Genomic DNA, 17,388 nt, shown 5'->3' on the forward strand with positions numbered 1-17,388 from the left:
AAACTTGGTTCCTCCTGCGGTGTGTCTGCTTGCAAAACTCTCAACCTCAACCATAGATTTAGAGTTATGTCAAGTACTTCCGCGTAACCAGAACCGTATGGGTACGACGGGTGCTAACCGTGCAGGCGCGCCGACGCGCCACCCGCAAATTTTTTGTGGGCCGGCTGCTGCGCCTTACGTCATTTCACGGTCGGCAGGTCCGGGCTGGACACGTCGTAGGTCCGCCCGGGCTGGGTCAACAACGCCGCCAGTTTCTCGGCCTTCTCCTCGGCGCGGTCGGTGGTCCCCCAGATCACCACGCGCCCGTCGGCCAGCGTGAGGGTGATCGAGGACACCGAGGGCGCCGCGATCCGGCCCACCTGGCCTGCGACCTCGGGACGCAGCGCGGTCAACACCTGCAACGCGGCCAAGGTGGCGGGATCCGTCGGGCCCGGATTGTCCACGTCGATATACGGCAGCGCCGGTGGCGGCGGACCGGTCGCGAAATCCACGCCGTCGCGGTCGAACAGGTGCGGCCCGTCGGGAAAGTCCTTGACCACCAACGGGATCCGCTCCACGATGGTGATCCGCAGCGCCGACGGGTACTGCCGCTGCACCCGGGCGCTGGCCACCCGCCGGATCGCCGCCACCCGGTCGGCGACCTGACTGGTGTTGATCTGCAGCAACGGCGTCCCGGGACGCACCTGGGCGGCGTCGAGAACCTCCTCGCGGGTCACCGTGCCGACCCCGACCACGACGATGTTGCGGGCCGACATCGCGGGCGTGAAATACAGGATCAGCGCCAGCCCTACCCCGACGACGAGTAACACCACGGTGGCCAGCAGCATCTTCAATCCCTGAACAACCCCGCGCGCAACGGGTTTGGGCTCTTTGACGACGTGGCCGCGGGCTCGTCGTTTGGCCTCGCGCCTGGCTTGCTCGATGGCGATGGCACGAGCCTGGGCGGCACGGCGCTCGGCACGTTCGCGCCGGGCACGTCGGCGCGGGCCCTCGAATTCGTCTTCGGCCGCCGACTTCTGGGCGCCCGGCGCCTCGGACGCCTCGGTGGTGAGTGGCTCGGTGACCGCTTCGGCACCGACGTCTGCCGCGTCGCCGGCGACCACGTCGACCGGGCTGCCTTCGTCGGGTTGGGTCACTGCAGAACCCCCGGCCGGCCGGGCGCGCCGCGATTGGCCTGCACCCGCAGCGCGGACACGATCTCCGGACCCAGCAGGGTCACGTCTCCGGCACCCATGGTGACGATGACGTCACCCGGGCCCGCCGCGGCGGCAACCTCGCCGGCCACCGCCGAGAAATCCCGAAGGTAGCGCACCGGTACGCTCACGTGCTCGGCGACGCTGGCCCCGCTGACGCCGGCGAGCGGTTGTTCGCGGGCGCCGTAGACATCGAGCACGAATACCGCGTCGGCGGCGCTGAGGGCGCGACCGAACTCGGCGGCGAAAGCCTTGGTGCGCGAGTACAAATGCGGCTGAAAAACGACCAGGAGCCGACCGGCCCCCCCGTGCTGGACCACCGAGCGCACCGCAGCCAGCGTGGCGCCGATCTCGGTCGGGTGGTGGGCATAATCGTCGAAAACGCGTATCGATCCCACCGTGCCGACCAGCTCGAATCGACGGCGCACTCCCTCGAAACCGGCCAGGCCGTCGAGCACCTCGTCGATCGCGGCGTCCACTTCGATCGCCGCCAGCAGCGCACCCAGCGCATTGAGCGCCATGTGGCGTCCGGGCACCGAGAGCCGCATCACCCGCGGGTGCCGCTCGCCGGCCAACCGGATATGCGCCACGGCTTCGGTGCCGCGCTGTTCCCAGGACAGCAATGTCGCGGCCAACGGCGCACCGGCGGTTTCGGCCGACCCGTAGCGCAACACCCGGATTCCCAGCTCGGCGGAGCGTCCGGCCAGGGCGGCCGCGCCGGGATCGTCGGTGCACACCACCAGCGCACCTCCGGGCGCCAGCCGCTCCACGAAGGAGTCGAACACCCCGACATAAGCCTCGGTGCTGCCGTAGAAGTCCAGGTGATCGGACTCGATGTTGGTGACCACCACGACGTCGGGGGTGTACTCCAACAGCGAACCGTCGCTTTCGTCGGCTTCGGCGACAAAGCAGTCCCCACTGCCGTGATGGGCATTGGTGCCGGCCTCGCCCAGTTCACCGCCCACGGCGAACGACGGGTCGCGCCCGCAGTGCTGCAGCGCGACGATCAGCATCGACGTCGTGGTGGTCTTGCCGTGCGTTCCGGTGACCATCAGCGTGGTGCGGCCGGCCATCAGCTTGGCCAGCACGACCGGTCGCAGCAGTACCGGGATGCCGCGGCGCCGGGCTTCGACCAGTTCCGGATTGGTCTTGGGGATGGCGGCACGGGTGGTGATGACGGCGGTGACGCCGCCGGGCAGCAGGTCCAGCGACGCCGCGTCGTGCCCGATCCGGATCAGCGCGCCGCGCGCCCGCAGCGCGTGCAGGCCGCGTGACTCCTTGGCGTCCGAGCCCGAGACCAGGCCGCCGCGGTCGAGCAGGATGCGGGCGATGCCCGACATGCCGGCTCCGCCGATGCCGACCATGTGGACCCGCCGCAGTTCGGGAGGCAACTGCTCGGTGTTCACTTGGCTCTCCTGGAGGCTCTCCTGGAAGCTCTGCCGGACCGGGCCCACCGCGCGGTTTCCAGCGCCGCCTGCGCCACCTGCCGGGCCGCGTCACGGTGTCCCACCTGCGCGGCGGCGGCAGTCATCGCCGCCAGCCGGGGCGGATCGGTGAGCAGCCCGGCGACTTCGCGAGCCACCAGGGCCGGGGTGAGGTCGGCGTCGGCGACCACCATCCCGCCGCCGGCGTTGACCACCGGCAGCGCATTGAGCCGCTGCTCGCCGTTGCCGATCGGCAGCGGCACATAGATGGCCGGCAGCCCCACGGCCGACACCTCGGCGACCGTCATCGCCCCGGATCGGCAGATCACCAGGTCGGCGGCGGCGTAGGCCAGATCCATCCGGTCCAGATAGGGCACCGCGACGTACGGCGGGTCAGCGGCATCGGGGGGGCGTAGCTCCACGACGTTCTTGGGCCCGTGGGCATGCAAGACGGAAACACCCGCGGCGGCCAGGTCGGCGGCGGCCGCGGACACCGCCCGGTTGAGCGAGACAGCACCCTGCGAACCGCCGAACACCAGCAGCACCCGGGCGTCGTCGGCGAAGCCGAAGTGCGCCCGGGCCTCGGCGCGCAGCGCCGCACGGTCCAGGGCGGTGATGGCCTGCCTGACCGGAACCCCGACCACCTCGGCGTTGCGCAGCCCGCAATCGGGCACCGCCGCCAACACCCGGTCGGCGGTGCGGGCACCCACCCGGTTGGCCAACCCGGCCCTGGCATTGGCCTCGTGGATCACCACCGGGATGCGGCGACTGCGCCTGAGTATGCCGGGGAAACCCCGCGCGGCCAGGTAGGCAGGCAGCGCGACATACCCGCCGAAACCGACCACGACGTCGGCGTCGATCGCGTCGAGCACCGCCCGGGTCTCGGCGACGGCACGCCACACCCGCGGCGGCAGCCGGGCGAGGTCGCCACTGGGTTTGCGCGGCAACGGCACCGGGGTGATCAGCTCCAGGTGATAGCCGCGGGCGGGCACCAACGTCGTCTCCAGCCCGCGCAGGGTGCCCAGCGCGGTGATCCGGGCATCGGGCTCCAGGGCGCTGAGCGCATCGGCGACGGCCATCGCGGGCTCCACATGGCCGGCGGTGCCGCCGCCGGCGAGCACGATCGACAGCGATGGACCGTAGTCGGTCACCTTCTGCCCACCGGCCGGCTCCCTGACCGAGTCGTTCACCCGTAACGCTGACCTTCCAATGCCCGAACCCGCCCTGCCTGACGCTGGCCGGCGTACCGCTGACCCGCTCTATGATGCTCCCCCGCAACCGGCTGGTGCCCCCGCCCCGGCGCGCGCGCGGTACCCGCGGACCGGCGAACCGGCCGATCGGCCCGGCGCGGCAACGCCGGTCGCGCGGGCTCCCCGGGTTTGCGGGCAGCCTTGACCGCCTTTCGGGCGGCCGGCTGTTTGGCCGCCTGTTTGGGCGGTTGCTGGTGTGCGCGCTTGCGGTCGCGAAACGCCTCGAGGCGGGTCGGCGCGTAAGGCTTGGGTAGCGGCAGCCGCAGCAGTCGGTTCACTGTATCGTCGCGACCCGCGCGCAGCGCGGCCACCGCCTCGGGTTCATGCCGCGCCGCGTTGGCGATGACGCCGATCATCGACAAGGTGGTGGCCGTGGAGGTGCCACCGGCCGAGATCAGCGGCAACTGCAGCCCGGTGACCGGCAGCAGCCCGATCACGTAACCGATGTTGATGAACGCCTGTCCCAGCACCCACAACGTGACGGTGGCGGTCAACAGCCGCAGAAACGGGTCGGCCGACCGGCGAGCGATCCGCATCCCGGTATAGGCAAACAGCCCGAACAATCCCAGCAGCCCGAGCGCGCCGATGAAGCCGAGTTCCTCCCCGATGATCGCGAAAATGAAGTCGTTGTGAGCGTTGGGCAGATAGTTCCACTTGGCCACACCCTGGCCCAGGCCGTCGCCGAAAATTCCCCCGTGAGCCAGCGCGAACTTGGCCTGCCGGGCCTGGTAGCCCGAGTCCATCGGGTCGTTGTCGGGATCGAGCCAAGACCGCACCCGGTCGGACCGGTAACCCGCGGTCATCGCCAGGATCGCCGCGGAGATGACGACCGCTGCCAGTGAACTGGCGAAAACGCGCAGCGGCAACCCCGCGTACCACAGCAGCCCGAGCAGGATGATGCCCATCGACACCGTCTGTCCCAGGTCGGGCTGCGCCACGATCAACGCCAGTGCCACGACCGCGGCCGGCACCAGCGGAATCAGCATTTCCCGCAGCGACGCCCGCTCCATCCGCCGGGCCGCCAGCAGATGCGCACCCCAGACCGCGAACGCCATCTTGGTCAGCTCCGACGGCTGCATGGAAAAGCCCGCCACCACGAACCAGCCGCGGGAACCGTTGGCTTCCTTGCCGATTCCCGGAATCAGCACCAGCACCAACAACACGATGGTGAACGCGAAGGCGGAGAACGCGATGCGGCGCAGGAACTGCACCGACATGCGTAGCCCGACGTAGCAGCCGATGAGACCGACGACGGTCCACAACACCTGCTTGCCGAAGATCACCCATGCCGACCCGTCGTCGTCATAGGACCGCACGCCGGAGGCCGAGAGCACCATGATCAGGCCGAGCGTGGTGAGCAGCGCGGCGACGGCGATGATCAGGTGAAACGAGGTCATGGGCCGGCCCAGCCAGACGCCGAACCGGGTGCGCGGGCCGGCCTCCTCGGGCTTGGCCCGCGACTTCTCGCCGGTCTGCCGACCCGGCTGCTCGTCGGGCGAAGCCGTAGCGTCGAGCTGCTGGTCAGCCTGGGCCGTTTCCTCCTGCTCGGCCGGCCCGTCGGCCGTGGCACTGTCGGTGGTGTCGGCCCTGTCGGCACTGTCGGCATTATTGGCGGCCTTGCCCCGGCGCATCAGCCGGGTGAATGCGCTGCGCACGCCGCCTACCGGACCGCGGCGCGTACCGCGGCCGCGAACGCGTCGCCCCGGTCGGCGTAACCGTTGAACTGGTCAAACGATGCACCGGCCGGTGCCAGCAGCACCGTGTCACCGGGTTTGGCCATCTTTTTGGCCGCGGCCACCGCGGCGGTCATCACCTGCGCGCCGAGCGGTTCGACGGAATCGTCAACTTTTGTCACATCAGTATCAGAAGCCACAGCCATATCAGCATCCTCGCCTGTCACAACCTGGACGACGGGAACATCCGGCGCGTGTCGTGATAACGCCTCGGCAACCGCCGCCCGGTCTCGGCCGAAGAGCACCGCTCCGACCAGCCTCGATGCCATGATCGCCACCTCGGCATCCACGGATGCGCCCTTGAGCAGCCCACCGGCAAGCCAGACCACCCGCGGGTAGGCCAGCACCGACGCCTGCGCGGCGTGTGGGTTGGTGGCCTTGGAGTCGTCGACGTAGGTGACGCCGTCGACGACCGCGACCACTTCCGAGCGGTGGCGCCCGACCTGAAACGACGCGACCGCGTCAGCGATCGCCTCGGCCGACGCCCCGACAGAGCGGGCCAACGCGGCCGCGGCCAGCGCGTCGAGCACGCCGACCGGGCCCGGGACCGGGATGACGCCGACCGGCAGCAGCGGCAGATCGGCGGCGAAGGCGCGGTCAACCAGGTAGCCGCCGCACACGCCCAGCTCCCCCGCCGCGGGCTCACCGAGCCGGAAACCGGCCCGCACCTGCGCCGGCGAGGTGTCCAGCAGCGCCGTCGCCCGGGGATCATCCAGCCCGACCACCGCCACCCGGCCGGTCAGCACCCGAGCCTTGGCCTCGGTGTAGGCGGCCATGGTGCCATGCCAATCCAGGTGGTCTTCGGCGATGTTGAGCACCACGCCGGCCTCCGGCCGCAGCGACGGCGCCCAGTACAGCTGAAAACTCGACAACTCGACGGCCAGCACATCGGCCGGCTGGTCGAGCACCTCCAGCACGGGGCTGCCGATGTTTCCGCACAGCACGCTGCGGCGGCCGGCCGCGATGAGCATGGCGTGCAGCATCGAGGTCGTGGTGGTCTTGCCGTTGGTGCCGGTCACCACCAGCCAGCGGCGCGGCGGCCCGTAGTGGCCCGCCACGTCCAGCCGCCAGGCCAGCTCCACGTCACCCCAGATCGGAACGTCCGCGGCGGCGGCCGCGGCCAGCACCGGCGTCGTCGGCTGGAACCCGGGGCTGGTGACCACCAACGCATACTCGGCGATCTGCGATACCGCCACCGACGGCTCCACGGTCGCCACACCGTCGTCGGCATAAGGCTGCAGCATGACCGGATCGTCGTCACACACCGTGGGCGTCGCACCGAAGCGGGTCAGCGCCGCCAGCACGGCGCGGCCGGTCACCCGGCCACCGGCGATCAGCACCGCGGCGCCCGGCACCAGGGGGTCAAGCACGTCAGGCACCGATCGCGGCCAGATATTCACCGTAGAACAAGGCCACACCCAGTCCACAGCTGATGGCGGTGAGCAGCCAGAAACGGATGATCACCGTGGTTTCGGCCCAGCCGACCAACTCGAAATGGTGGTGGAAGGGCGCCATCCGGAACACCCGGCGCCCGGTCGTACGGAACGTCAGAATCTGTAGCACCACCGAGGTGATCTCGGCGACGAACAGCGAGCCCAGCACCACCGCCAGCAACTCGGTGCGGCTGGTGATCGACAGCCCGGCGATCACACCGCCCAATGCCAAGGAGCCGGTGTCGCCCATGAAGATCTTCGCGGGTGCGGCGTTCCACCACAAAAAGCCGATGCAGGCGCCGGCGGTCGCGGCGGCGATGAGCGCCAGATCAAGCGGGTCCCGCACGTTGTAGCAGCCCAGCCCGGGCGCGGTGACGCACGCGTTGCGGTATTGCCAGAAGGTGATCAGCACGTAGGCGCCGGTGACCATCGCCATGCAGCCGGCGGCCAGCCCGTCCAGGCCGTCGGTGAAGTTGACCGCGTTCGACCAGGCGCTGACCACGACCACGCAAAACAGCACGAACAGTGCCGGAGCCAGCGTGACCGTGGCGATCTCACGTACGTAGGACAGCTGCGCGCTGCCCGGCGTGATGCCGGCCGGATTGCGGAACTGCAGCACCAGCACGGCGAACAGCACGGCGGAGGTGATTTGCCCGACGGTCTTGGCGGTCTTGTTCAGCCCGAGGTTGCGTGACCTGCGGATCTTGATCATGTCGTCGAGGAATCCGACCCCGCCCAGCGCGGTGGCCAGGCCGAGCACCAGCAAACCCGACGCGGAGATGCCCTCGCCGTCGAACGCAAGGCCGGCGAGGTGGGTGCCGAAGTAGCCCGCCCACATGCCGGCCAGAATCGCCACACCGCCCATCGACGGCGTGCCGCGTTTGCTGTGGTGGCTGGGTGGGCCGTCGTCGCGGGTGTGGTGACCGAAGCCCTGTTTGGTGAACAGCCGGATCAGCGCCGGGGTGAGCAGGATGGAAACCGCCAGCGCGATGGCGACGGCGATCAGGATCTGTCTCATGGGCGTGCGCTCCCGCGGTTGTCGGCGCCCCCAGCTGGGTCGTCCGAGACCAGCGCGTCGGCCAGCGCTCCCAAGCGTGCCGAGTTCGACGCCTTGACCAGGATCACATCCCCGGGTTGGACTTCGGCGCGCAACAGTGCCAGCGCGGCGTCGGCGTCGGCGACGTTGACGGCCCCTCTGTCAGCCCCAGCTCCCCACGCCCCTTCCAGGACCGCACCGTGGTGCATGGCGCTCAGCGACCTCCCGGTTCCCACGACGACGAGTCGAGACACATCTAAACGCACCGCGAGCCGGCCGACGCGGTCATGCTCGGCTATGGCGTCCGCGCCGAGTTCAGCCATCTCCCCCAAAACCGCCCAACTGCGCCTGTTGACGGGTTCGGACCCGGCGCCGGAGCCGCCGTGGGCGATCCAGGCCAGTGCCTGCAGACCGGCCCGCATGGAGTCGGGGTTGGCGTTGTAGGCGTCGTCGATGACCGTCACCCCGTCGGTGCGGGTGGTTACCTGCATCCGATGCCGCGACACCGGACCGGCGCCGCCAAGCGCGGTTGCCACCTGATCAAGGGTGGCACCGCATTCCAGCGCGACGGCGGCCGCGCACAAGGCATTGCTGACCTGATGGTCGCCGTAGACGCCCAGTCGGACTTCGGCCTGGGTGGCGCCGGCGTGCACGGTGAACTGCGGCCTGGCCAGCTCGTCCAGCGACACCGGCCCGGCCCAGACATCGCCAGCGCTGCCGCGGCTGACCCGCACCACCCGGGCCGCGGTCACCTCGGCCATCGCCGCCACGGCCGGGTCGTCGGCATTGAGGACGACCACCCCGGATTGTGGAACAGCCTGCGGCAGTTCCGATTTCGTTCGCGCTATGGCCTCGCGGGAGCCGAACTCGCCCAGGTGTGCGGTGCCGACGTTGAGCACCACCCCGACGGCCGGGGTCGCGATCTCGGCCAGCGCGGCGATGTTGCCGGGGTGGCGGGCCGACATCTCCAGAATCAGGTAGTCGGTGTCGCGGCCGGCGCGCAGCACGGTCCAGGGATGACCCAGCTCGTTGTTGAAGGATCCGGGCGGGGCAACCACCACACCCAGCGGCTGCAGCACCGCGGCCACCAGATCCTTGGTCGACGTCTTGCCCGACGAACCGGTGATCCCGATGATGGTCAGCCCGTCCGCGACCAGTTCCGCGGCTACCGCCTTGGCCAGTTTCGCCAGCGCGGCCAGGACGGCCGCGCCCGACCCGTCGGCGTCGTGCTCGAGCACTCCGGCCAGCGCGCCCTCGGCCGGGGACCGCTCCGGCGCCACCACGATGGCCGGAACACCGACCGGCCGGGCGGCCAGCACGGCAACCGCCCCGGCCGCTGCCGCCGACGCCGCATAGTCGTGTCCGTCGACATGCGCGCCCGGCAGCGCCAGAAACAATCCGCCGGGGCCGACCGCGCGCGAGTCGAACTCGACGGTCCCGGTGACGCGGCGTTGTGCGGCGTCCTGCGGCGAGATATCGGCCAGCGTGCCGCCGACGATGTCGGCGATCTGAGCCACGGTCAGGTCGATCATGGGCGTGTCCGCCCGGGTCCAGGCAGCCCGCCGGTCTCGCGAGCGGTCAACGCCTCGGCCAGTTCCACCCGGTCGTCGAACGGGCGGACCTCCCCGGCGCCGCGCTGGCCGGTTTCATGGCCCTTGCCGGCGACCACGACCACGTCCCCGGGGTGCGCCCAGCCGACCGCGTGCCGGATCGCGCCGCGTCGGTCGGCGACCTCGACCACTTCCGCGGTGCCACCAACCGCCGCCGCGCCGGCAAGGATCTCCCGGCGGATCGCCGCGGGATCCTCGCCGCGCGGGTTGTCGTCGGTGACGACGACCAGGTCGGCCAGCTCCGCGGCGACGGCACCCATCGGGGCGCGCTTTCCCGGGTCACGCTCGCCACCGGCGCCGAACACCACCGCCAGCCGGCGGTCCGGGCTCGCCAGCGTGGTCAACACCGCCCGCAAAGCCCCCGGCTTGTGCGCGTAGTCGACGAGTGCCAGGAAATCCTGACCGCGGTCCACCTGTTCCAGGCGTCCGGGGACCCGGGCCTGCCGCAGTCCCGGCGCAGCCTGTTCCGGCGAAACCCCGATACTGTCCAAAATCGCCAGTGCGAGAAGGCAATTAGCGATGTTGTAGCCGCCCGGCAAGCCGATGCGCACCCGGTGCTGGACGCCGGCCGGGTCAACGGCGGTGAATTCCTGTCCGGCCGCTCCCATCGGCACCACGTCGACGGCGCACCAGTGCGCGGCCCGATCCCGCGCACTCACGGTGATCGCGGTCCCGGCTCGCTCGGCCATCGCGCGCCCGGCGTCGTCATCGACGCACACCACGGCGGTGCCGGCGCGCAGCGCCGAGGCCGGGTCGAACAGCAGCGCCTTGGCCTCGAAGTAGTCCTCCATGGTGGGGTGAAAGTCCAGATGGTCACGCGACAAGTTGGTGAAGCCGCCGACGGCGAATCGGGTGCCGTCCACCCGGCCCAGAGCCAGCGCGTGACTGGACACCTCCATGACCACGGTGTCCACGCCGCGTTCGGACATCTCCGCAAGCACGGCCTGTAAGGCGGGCGCCTCCGGTGTGGTCAGCGCACTCGGGATGTCGGCGCCGTCGATGCGGATGCCGATAGTGCCGATCAGCCCGGCGACCCGGCCGCCGGCCCGTAAACCGGCCTCCACCAGATAGGTGGTGGTGGTTTTGCCCGACGTTCCGGTGATGCCGATGACCGTGAGCCGCTCGGACGGGCGGCCGTACACGGTGGCGGCCAGCTCCCCGAGCACGCTGCGCGGTGCCGGATGCACTAAGACCGGCACTTTCGCCGCGTGGGCACCCATGGCGGCGAGCCCGTCGGCGTCGGTGAGCACCGCGACCGCCCCACGCTCGATGGCATCGCCGGCATGGCGGGCGCCGTGTGTGGTCGAGCCAGACAGGGCCGCGAACAGGTCACCCGGCTGGACGTCCTGGGCACGCAGCGTCACGCCGGTGACGTGCACATCCGGGAAGGTTTCGGGGTAATCCGCGCTGGTGTCTGGTACAGCTCCGGTCTGCGCCGCCAGTACAGCCAGTTTGACCCCCGCGACGGTACGAGGGCGTAACCCGTTGGGCATCGACTCCGCCATTGGCACCACCTCCGTCCGACCGCAGATGTTGAGAGATCGCCATGGTCGGCGTTGACACCCTACCTAGACGCGCCCGCCCACCCTGTGCAGCCGCGCCTGCATCGGACGACCGCAGCCGCCCGGCTCGCGTCGATCTGCGGTGATGCCAGGTCAGTGCCGCCGCGGTTGCCGCGCCCGGGATCAGCCGTGCCCGGCGGACATCCCACAACCGTCGGATCCGGTACCAACCTGCCGACCTCCCATTGCGGACACCAACCCGCCGGGACCGCCTCGATCGGGCAAGTGCCGGCCGACGGGCCTTCGTATCGCGCGTGCCCGCCGAGCACGCGCTAGAGCAGCCCGCCGCGCCCGGCGGTCCCGTCGGCGCCGGCCGGAACGCCCGCACCGCCCCGGCCACCGGCACCGCCGGTCCCCCACAACACGGCACTGCCGCCGTTGCCGCCGCCTCCGCCGCCCGCGCGAACGCCCGTAATCGCGCTCAGGCCGCCGGTCCCGCCGGCCCCACCGGCCGCCCCATTGCCGATCAGCCCGGCGTCCCCGCCGGTGCCGCCCACGCCGCCGATCCCGCCCACCGAGCCCCCGGCGCCGTTTCCGCCCGTCCCGCCGATGCCACCGCTGCCCCACAAGAACCCACCGCGGCCGCCTCCGGCACCGGCCCCGCCCTGCCCACCTGCGACGGTGCCGTTTCCGCCGTCGCCTCCGTGACCACCGTCACCGCCGGCGCCACCGGTGCCGAACAACCAGCCTGCGGCGCCGCCAGCGCCCCCGGCGCCACCGGTTACGCCCGCGGTGAACGACCGTCCGCTCGACCCGCCGTCTCCACCGGCGCCGCCGTTACCGCTCAGGAGGCCCCCATGCCCGCCGCCGCCACCGGCCGCGCCCGCGGTGGGGACGCCAAGACCGGCACTGCCGCCGTTGCCGCCGGCACCGCCGTGTCCCCACAGCCAGGCGTTGCCGCCATTGCCACCGACACCGGCCACTCCGGTTGAGGTACCCGCCCCACCCGCACCGCCGGCCCCGCCGCTGCCGAAAAGCCACCCGCCGTCGCCGCCCCGGCCGCCGGCCCCGGTGTTGGCGCCCACGCCGCCGGCTCCGCCGTTGCCGATCAGCCCAGAGGCACCGCCGTTGCCACCGGCGGGATGACTGCCGTTCCCCGGGCCGCCGTCGCCGCCGTTGCCCAACAGCAAACCGCCGGCGCCACCGTCCCGTCCCGAAGCCCCGTTCGCCCCGTCACCGATCAACGGCCGACCCCACAGAGCCAGGGTGGGAGCGTTGACCACATCCAACAGGCCCGCGATCGGCGACTGCAGCGCTGCCGCGCCTATCGCCTCGACACCGGCATACGAGCTGGCAGCCGCGTTCAGGGCAAGCACGAACTGGTCGTGAAAGAGGGCCGCCCGCGCGCTGAGGGCCTGAAAAGCGTCGCCATGAGCGCCGAACAAGGCCGCAAGGGCGGTGGAGATCTCGTCGGCGGCAGCGGCCAACACGTTCGTCGTGGGCGCCGCCGCAACCGCACTCGCCGCGGTGATGGTGGACCCGATGCCCGTCAACTCCGTGGCCGCGGCCGACAGCTGCGAAGGGGTCGTGACGACCAACGACATCGGGTACCTCCCCACGGGTCAGCAAACGGATCGTATCGCGATCCGTACGCCCCGTCGGGCGCTTTGGGCGGACGCGGCTGGGCTCAGGTGGCCTGCAAGACCAGCGGCGGCCCCGGGTCGGGTGACAGCGGCACGTTTTCGCGTTGCATCAGCCAGCCGGCGATGTTGTGGAACAGCGGGGCCGCCGAGTGGCCCGGGCTGCCGTCGGCGTTGCGCTCCGGGTTGTCCATCATCAGCCCGATCACGTAACGGGGATTGTCGACAGTGGCCATCCCGGCGAAGGTGATCCAGTAGACGTTGTCGAAGTAGCAGCCGCAGGCGGGGTTGATCTGCTGTGCGGTGCCGGTCTTGCCGGCCATCTGGTAACCGGGCACCGCCGCCGCCGGGCCGGTGCCCTGCTGGTAGCCCATCGGGTCGTGCTGAACGACGGCGCGCAACATCTGGCGCACGGTCTGGGCCGTCTGCGTCGACACCACCCGGACGCCGTCGGGACGCGGCTCCTCGGTACGGGTGCCGTCGGCCGCGATGGTCGCCTTGATGATCCGGGGAGGTATCCGCACCCCGTCGTTGGCGATGGCCTGATACATGCCGGCCATCTGCAACAGAGTCATCGAAAGACCTTGGCCAATAGGCAGATTCGAGAAGGTGCTGCCCGACCACTGGTCGATCGGCGGCACCAGCCCGGCGCTCTCACCGGGCAGCCCCACACCGGTGCGCTGACCCAGTCCGAATTTGCGGACCATGTCGTAGAAACGCTCCGGGCCCACCCGTTGCGCCAGCATCAGCGTGCCGACATTCGACGACTTACCGAACACGCCGGTCGTGGTGTAGGGCATCACGCCGTGCTCCCAGGCGTCGTGCACGCTGACCCCGCCCATCTCGATCGTGCCCGGTACCTGCAGCACCTCGTCGGGGTTGGAAAGCCCGTACTCGATGACCGACGACGCGGTGATCACCTTGTTCACCGATCCCGGTTCGAAGGGTGACGACACCGCCGGGTTGCCCAACTGCTTGTCGCCCTGGCGCCCGATGTCCTGGGACGGGTCGAAGGTGTTGTCGTTGGCCATGGCGAGCACTTCGCCGGTCTTGGCATCCAGTACCACGGCCGAGACGTTGTGGGCTCCGGACAGGTTCCTGGCCTGCTGCACCTGCTGCTGCACGTAGAACTGGATGTCGTTGTCGAGGGTGAGTTGGACGGTGGAACCGTGAACCGCCTTGTGCCGATTGCGGTAGCTGCCGGGGATGACCACGCCGTCCGAACCGCGGTCGTAGGTGACCGAGCCGTCGGTTCCGGCCAGCACCGCATCCATGGAGTCCTCCAGACCCAGCAGACCGTGACCATCCCAATCGATCCCGCCGACGATGTTGGCGGCCAGCGATCCGCCGGGGTACTGGCGCAGATCCTGCCGCTCGGAGCCCACCTCGGGGTACTTCTCGGAGATGGCGCTGGCGATCGCGGGATCGACGGCACGTGCCAGATACACGAACGCATCGTTGCTCTGCAGCTTCTTCAGCAGCGTTGCGGCGTCGGGCTTGTTGTTCAGCTTGCCCGCGATCTCCCTGGCAATGTCCTTGAGCCGCTGCTGCGGGTCCGGGGCCGCGGGGGACTTCTTCTTGGCCTCCTCCAGCTGCTGGCGGACCCTCTTGGGCTGGAAGGTCAACGCACGCGCCTGGATGGTGAACGCCAGCCGGTCGTTGTGCCGGTCGACGATGGCGCCGCGAACCGCCGGTTCGACGTCGGTGACCTTGAGCTGGCCGGCCGCCTGGGCGCGCAGGTCCGCGGCATTGGACACCTGCAGGTAGAACAGCTGGGTCGCAGCAACCAACATCAACGCGAAAATCACGGCGTTGCCGGCCCGATGCCGGAAGACGAACGACGCACCGCGGGTCGCCACTTCCACTGCCTGACGGGTCCGCCGTTGCCCCGCCGGCCGGCCGGGTGGGGCTGTTTCGGCGCGCACCGGGACGCGGGTTTTCTTGGTTTCCTTGGCTTTCCGCAGCCGCTCGGGCGCTGGGGCCTCGTTGACCCGGTGATCACCGAGCTTCTTGGACGGCTTCTTGGACCGCTTCGGCTGCCGCGGGTCCTGGGACTGCCGTCGTTTTCGCGGACCACCCGCCGCTGGCGTCGGGCGAATGCGCCCCCCGCGGCTCACCGCGGCCCCCCGGGCGCCGCCGGCACCGTGGGAGTCACCGGGACGAACTGTTCGCCGTTGGACGGCGCCGGTGGTGGAACCGGCTGCGCTGCATGCACGCTGACCGGGGGCGCGGGCGCTGCTGGAGGTGCCGGAGTCACGGGGGCCGCAGGAGCCGGCGGTGCGCCAAGCACCGGCGGCGCGGTGCCCGATTGCAGTGGTATCGGTACTTCTGCTGGTACCGGGGCTGGTACTTGACCGGGCAGCTGCAGCGGGGCGGCGGGCGCCGAGCCGACGGGTGCCGGCGGCTGAAGCTGCGGCGGGAGCTGGCCCGGCACGCCCGGCGCCTGGCCCGGTACCGCAACCGATCCTGGCACTCCCGGCGACTGGCCCGGTACCGCAGCCGATCCCGGCACTCCCGGCAGCTGGCCCGGCAGGTGGTTGCTGTCGGCGCCCAGCGTCGATGCGCCGTCGGGAGTGCGGGGCAGCAACTGCGGACCGGACCGGGCAGGCGGTGCCGAGTCATCGGGACCCGGCAGGACCCGAACCGGAACCTCCGGGGGAACCACCGGCGGTTTGGGAGGCGGCGGCGGACCTTCTTCCGGCAGTTTCGTGTTCAGCGGGGGCGGCGGAACACCGTCAGCAGGTTTGGGGGTTCCCACCACCACCCAATTGCCGTCGGGCGCCTGAACCAAGTGGGCGGTGTCCCTCGTCGGAATCATGCCCTGCTTGCGCGCCGCCTCTGCCAGCGCCGGCGCAGACCCGGCCTCACGAACATCGCGCTCCAGTGCCTCCTTTTGCTGCTGCAAGATCCGCGTCCGCTCCCGAGCGTGGCTTAGCTGATACGAGCGCTCGGCGGCGTCGGTCGACAGCCACAACGTGAGGGCCAGCCCGACACCGAGCGACCCGATCACCAAGACCACAAACGGGACCTTGCTCAGCAAGGTCTGGGGGCGCAGGTCGACCGATGCCAGCCGGACGGCCAACCGCTCGCTCAATTTAGGTCGTACTACCTTGGGCGCCTTGGCTTTTCGGGCCTTGGCCCGAGCTTTGGCCTGACTGGTGTTCATGGGCCGGGCCGGACGGTCGACGGGCCGGGGCATCGGACTGGTCTGCGGTCCCGACTTCGGCATCCGCGCCTCGCGGTGCGGCGCCGTGGACTTACCCGCTCGGGAGCGACGCGACGCCGAGTCGGCCGCCGTGTGCCGGTTGGTGGCAGCGGAACGATCGCCTCCACCACGACGATCGCTACCACGGCGGCTCCCCGGCACCCGAGCTTCGCGCTTCGCCGTCATGAATCGCCCTTCCCGGTCGCATGCTGCGGTTCCGCCTCGTGGTCAATGCGTTGCAACGCCCGCAGCCGCACCGCGGCGCTGCGTGGGTTGCGTTCCATTTCGGCCGCATCCGCCCGTTCGGCGCCGTGGGTCAGCGACCGGAACCGCGGTCCGTGGCCGGGAAGCTCGACCGGAAGCCCGATCGGAGTTCTGGAGACGACCGCGTCGGCGAACACGCGCTTGACGATCCGGTCCTCCAGCGACTGGTAGGCCATCACCACGATGCGTCCGCCAACCCGGAGTGCGGCCATCGCAGCGGGAACCGCGCCGCGCAGCGAATCCAGCTCCTCGTTGACCGCGATGCGCAGCGCCTGGAAGGTGCGTTTGGCCGGATGTCCGCCGGTGCGCCGGGCCGCAGCCGGAATCGCCTGGTAGACAACGGCAACCAGCTCGGAGGTCGACGTGAACGGCGTGTGGGCGCGCTGCCGGACGATCCGCCCGGCAATGCGGCGGGCAAACCGCTCTTCACCGTAGCGCTGCAGGATATCGGCCAGCGCGGCCTCGTCGTAGGTGTTGACGATGTCGGCCGCGGTCAGCGGTGTGGCCGGGTCCATCCGCATGTCCAGCGGAGCATCCTTGGCATAGGCGAAGCCGCGATCGGCACGGTCGAGCTGCATGGACGAGACGCCCAGATCGAACAGCACCCCGTCGACCGATTCGACTGTGCCATAACCTAACTCGGCCAGTGCCGGCGCAAGGCCGTCGTAGCGGGTGTGTACCAGCGTGATCCGCTCAGCGAAGGGCGCCAACCGATCCCGGGCAATGTCCAGGGCGCTCGGGTCGCGATCCAGCCCGATGAGCCGCAGCCCCGGCAACTCGTGGAGAAACCGTTCCGCGTGCCCGCCCGCGCCGAGGGTCGCATCGACCAGAATCGCCCCGGAGCCGTCTGGGTGCTGCCGGGTCAGCGCCGGAGCGAGCAGCTCGACACAGCGGCGCGCCAGGACGGGTACATGACCGAAATCCCTTGGGCCATCAGCCACCGTGACACCTCCCCGGGTGGGGCAATACCGGCCTGTCCACCAGTCTGGCCACGGTGGCGTCCCTGCACCGAGGTCCCTGTCCGAAGTCGCGAACCTGGCGTCGGGGAAGTACGCCAGGGTCGGTTCGGGCAGAGACCACGGTGCACGGACACGCACC

Annotated in this window: 12 protein-coding genes; all 12 read right to left on the reverse strand. The window is 70.5% G+C overall.

Going from position 1 to position 17,388, the window contains the following annotated elements:
- Nucleotides 1-179 precede the first annotated feature (179 nt).
- The 12 genes from B4U45_RS02705 to rsmH all read right to left on the reverse strand — a co-directional run bounded on the left by B4U45_RS02705 (nt 180) and on the right by rsmH (nt 17,387).
- Nucleotides 180-1,136, reverse strand: a complete 957-nt coding sequence (locus tag B4U45_RS02705) for a cell division protein FtsQ/DivIB (RefSeq protein WP_075549096.1) — start codon at nt 1,134-1,136, stop codon at nt 180-182.
- Nucleotides 1,133-2,599 carry a UDP-N-acetylmuramate--L-alanine ligase gene (murC, locus tag B4U45_RS02710; RefSeq protein WP_075549095.1) on the reverse strand — a complete coding sequence of 489 codons (1,467 nt, stop codon included), beginning with the start codon at nt 2,597-2,599 and terminating at the stop codon, nt 1,133-1,135. The genes B4U45_RS02705 and murC overlap by 4 nt, the downstream gene beginning before the upstream one ends.
- Nucleotides 2,596-3,807, reverse strand: coding sequence for an undecaprenyldiphospho-muramoylpentapeptide beta-N-acetylglucosaminyltransferase (murG, locus tag B4U45_RS02715; RefSeq protein WP_219859310.1), 1,212 nt, complete (start codon nt 3,805-3,807; stop codon nt 2,596-2,598). The genes murC and murG overlap by 4 nt, the downstream gene beginning before the upstream one ends.
- Nucleotides 3,804-5,522 carry a putative lipid II flippase FtsW gene (gene ftsW, locus B4U45_RS02720; RefSeq protein ID WP_083155596.1) on the reverse strand — a complete coding sequence of 573 codons (1,719 nt, stop codon included), beginning with the start codon at nt 5,520-5,522 and terminating at the stop codon, nt 3,804-3,806. Before ftsW ends, murG begins: the two co-directional genes overlap by 4 nt.
- Nucleotides 5,523-5,527: 5 nt before the next feature.
- Nucleotides 5,528-6,970, reverse strand: a complete 1,443-nt coding sequence (gene murD / locus B4U45_RS02725; RefSeq protein ID WP_075549092.1) for a UDP-N-acetylmuramoyl-L-alanine--D-glutamate ligase — start codon at nt 6,968-6,970, stop codon at nt 5,528-5,530.
- A gap of 1 nt (nt 6,971) precedes the next feature.
- On the reverse strand, nt 6,972-8,051 hold the full coding sequence (gene mraY, locus B4U45_RS02730) for a phospho-N-acetylmuramoyl-pentapeptide-transferase (RefSeq protein ID WP_075549091.1): 1,080 nt from the start codon (nt 8,049-8,051) through the stop codon (nt 6,972-6,974).
- Nucleotides 8,048-9,601, reverse strand: a complete 1,554-nt coding sequence (locus B4U45_RS02735) for a UDP-N-acetylmuramoyl-tripeptide--D-alanyl-D-alanine ligase (protein WP_083155593.1) — start codon at nt 9,599-9,601, stop codon at nt 8,048-8,050. Before B4U45_RS02735 ends, mraY begins: the two co-directional genes overlap by 4 nt.
- Nucleotides 9,598-11,184 (reverse strand): UDP-N-acetylmuramoyl-L-alanyl-D-glutamate--2,6-diaminopimelate ligase, encoded by a 1,587-nt coding sequence (locus B4U45_RS02740; protein WP_075549089.1) that lies wholly within the window; start codon nt 11,182-11,184, stop codon nt 9,598-9,600. The genes B4U45_RS02735 and B4U45_RS02740 overlap by 4 nt, the downstream gene beginning before the upstream one ends.
- A 329-nt stretch (nt 11,185-11,513) precedes the next feature.
- Entirely contained in the window at nt 11,514-12,785 is a 1,272-nt protein-coding gene (locus tag B4U45_RS02745; RefSeq protein ID WP_219859311.1) for a PE family protein, read from the reverse strand.
- A gap of 83 nt (nt 12,786-12,868) precedes the next feature.
- Entirely contained in the window at nt 12,869-14,785 is a 1,917-nt protein-coding gene (locus B4U45_RS02750) for a peptidoglycan D,D-transpeptidase FtsI family protein (RefSeq protein ID WP_240316660.1), read from the reverse strand.
- A 149-nt stretch (nt 14,786-14,934) separates the two neighbouring features.
- Nucleotides 14,935-16,212, reverse strand: coding sequence for a cell division protein FtsL (gene ftsL / locus B4U45_RS02755; RefSeq protein ID WP_075548797.1), 1,278 nt, complete (start codon nt 16,210-16,212; stop codon nt 14,935-14,937).
- Nucleotides 16,209-17,387, reverse strand: coding sequence for a 16S rRNA (cytosine(1402)-N(4))-methyltransferase RsmH (gene rsmH / locus B4U45_RS02760; RefSeq protein WP_099225298.1), 1,179 nt, complete (start codon nt 17,385-17,387; stop codon nt 16,209-16,211). Before rsmH ends, ftsL begins: the two co-directional genes overlap by 4 nt.
- Between the last annotated feature and the right edge of the window lies 1 nt (nt 17,388).

Source organism: Mycobacterium persicum, from assembly GCF_002086915.1.
GTDB lineage: Bacteria > Actinomycetota > Actinomycetes > Mycobacteriales > Mycobacteriaceae > Mycobacterium > Mycobacterium persicum.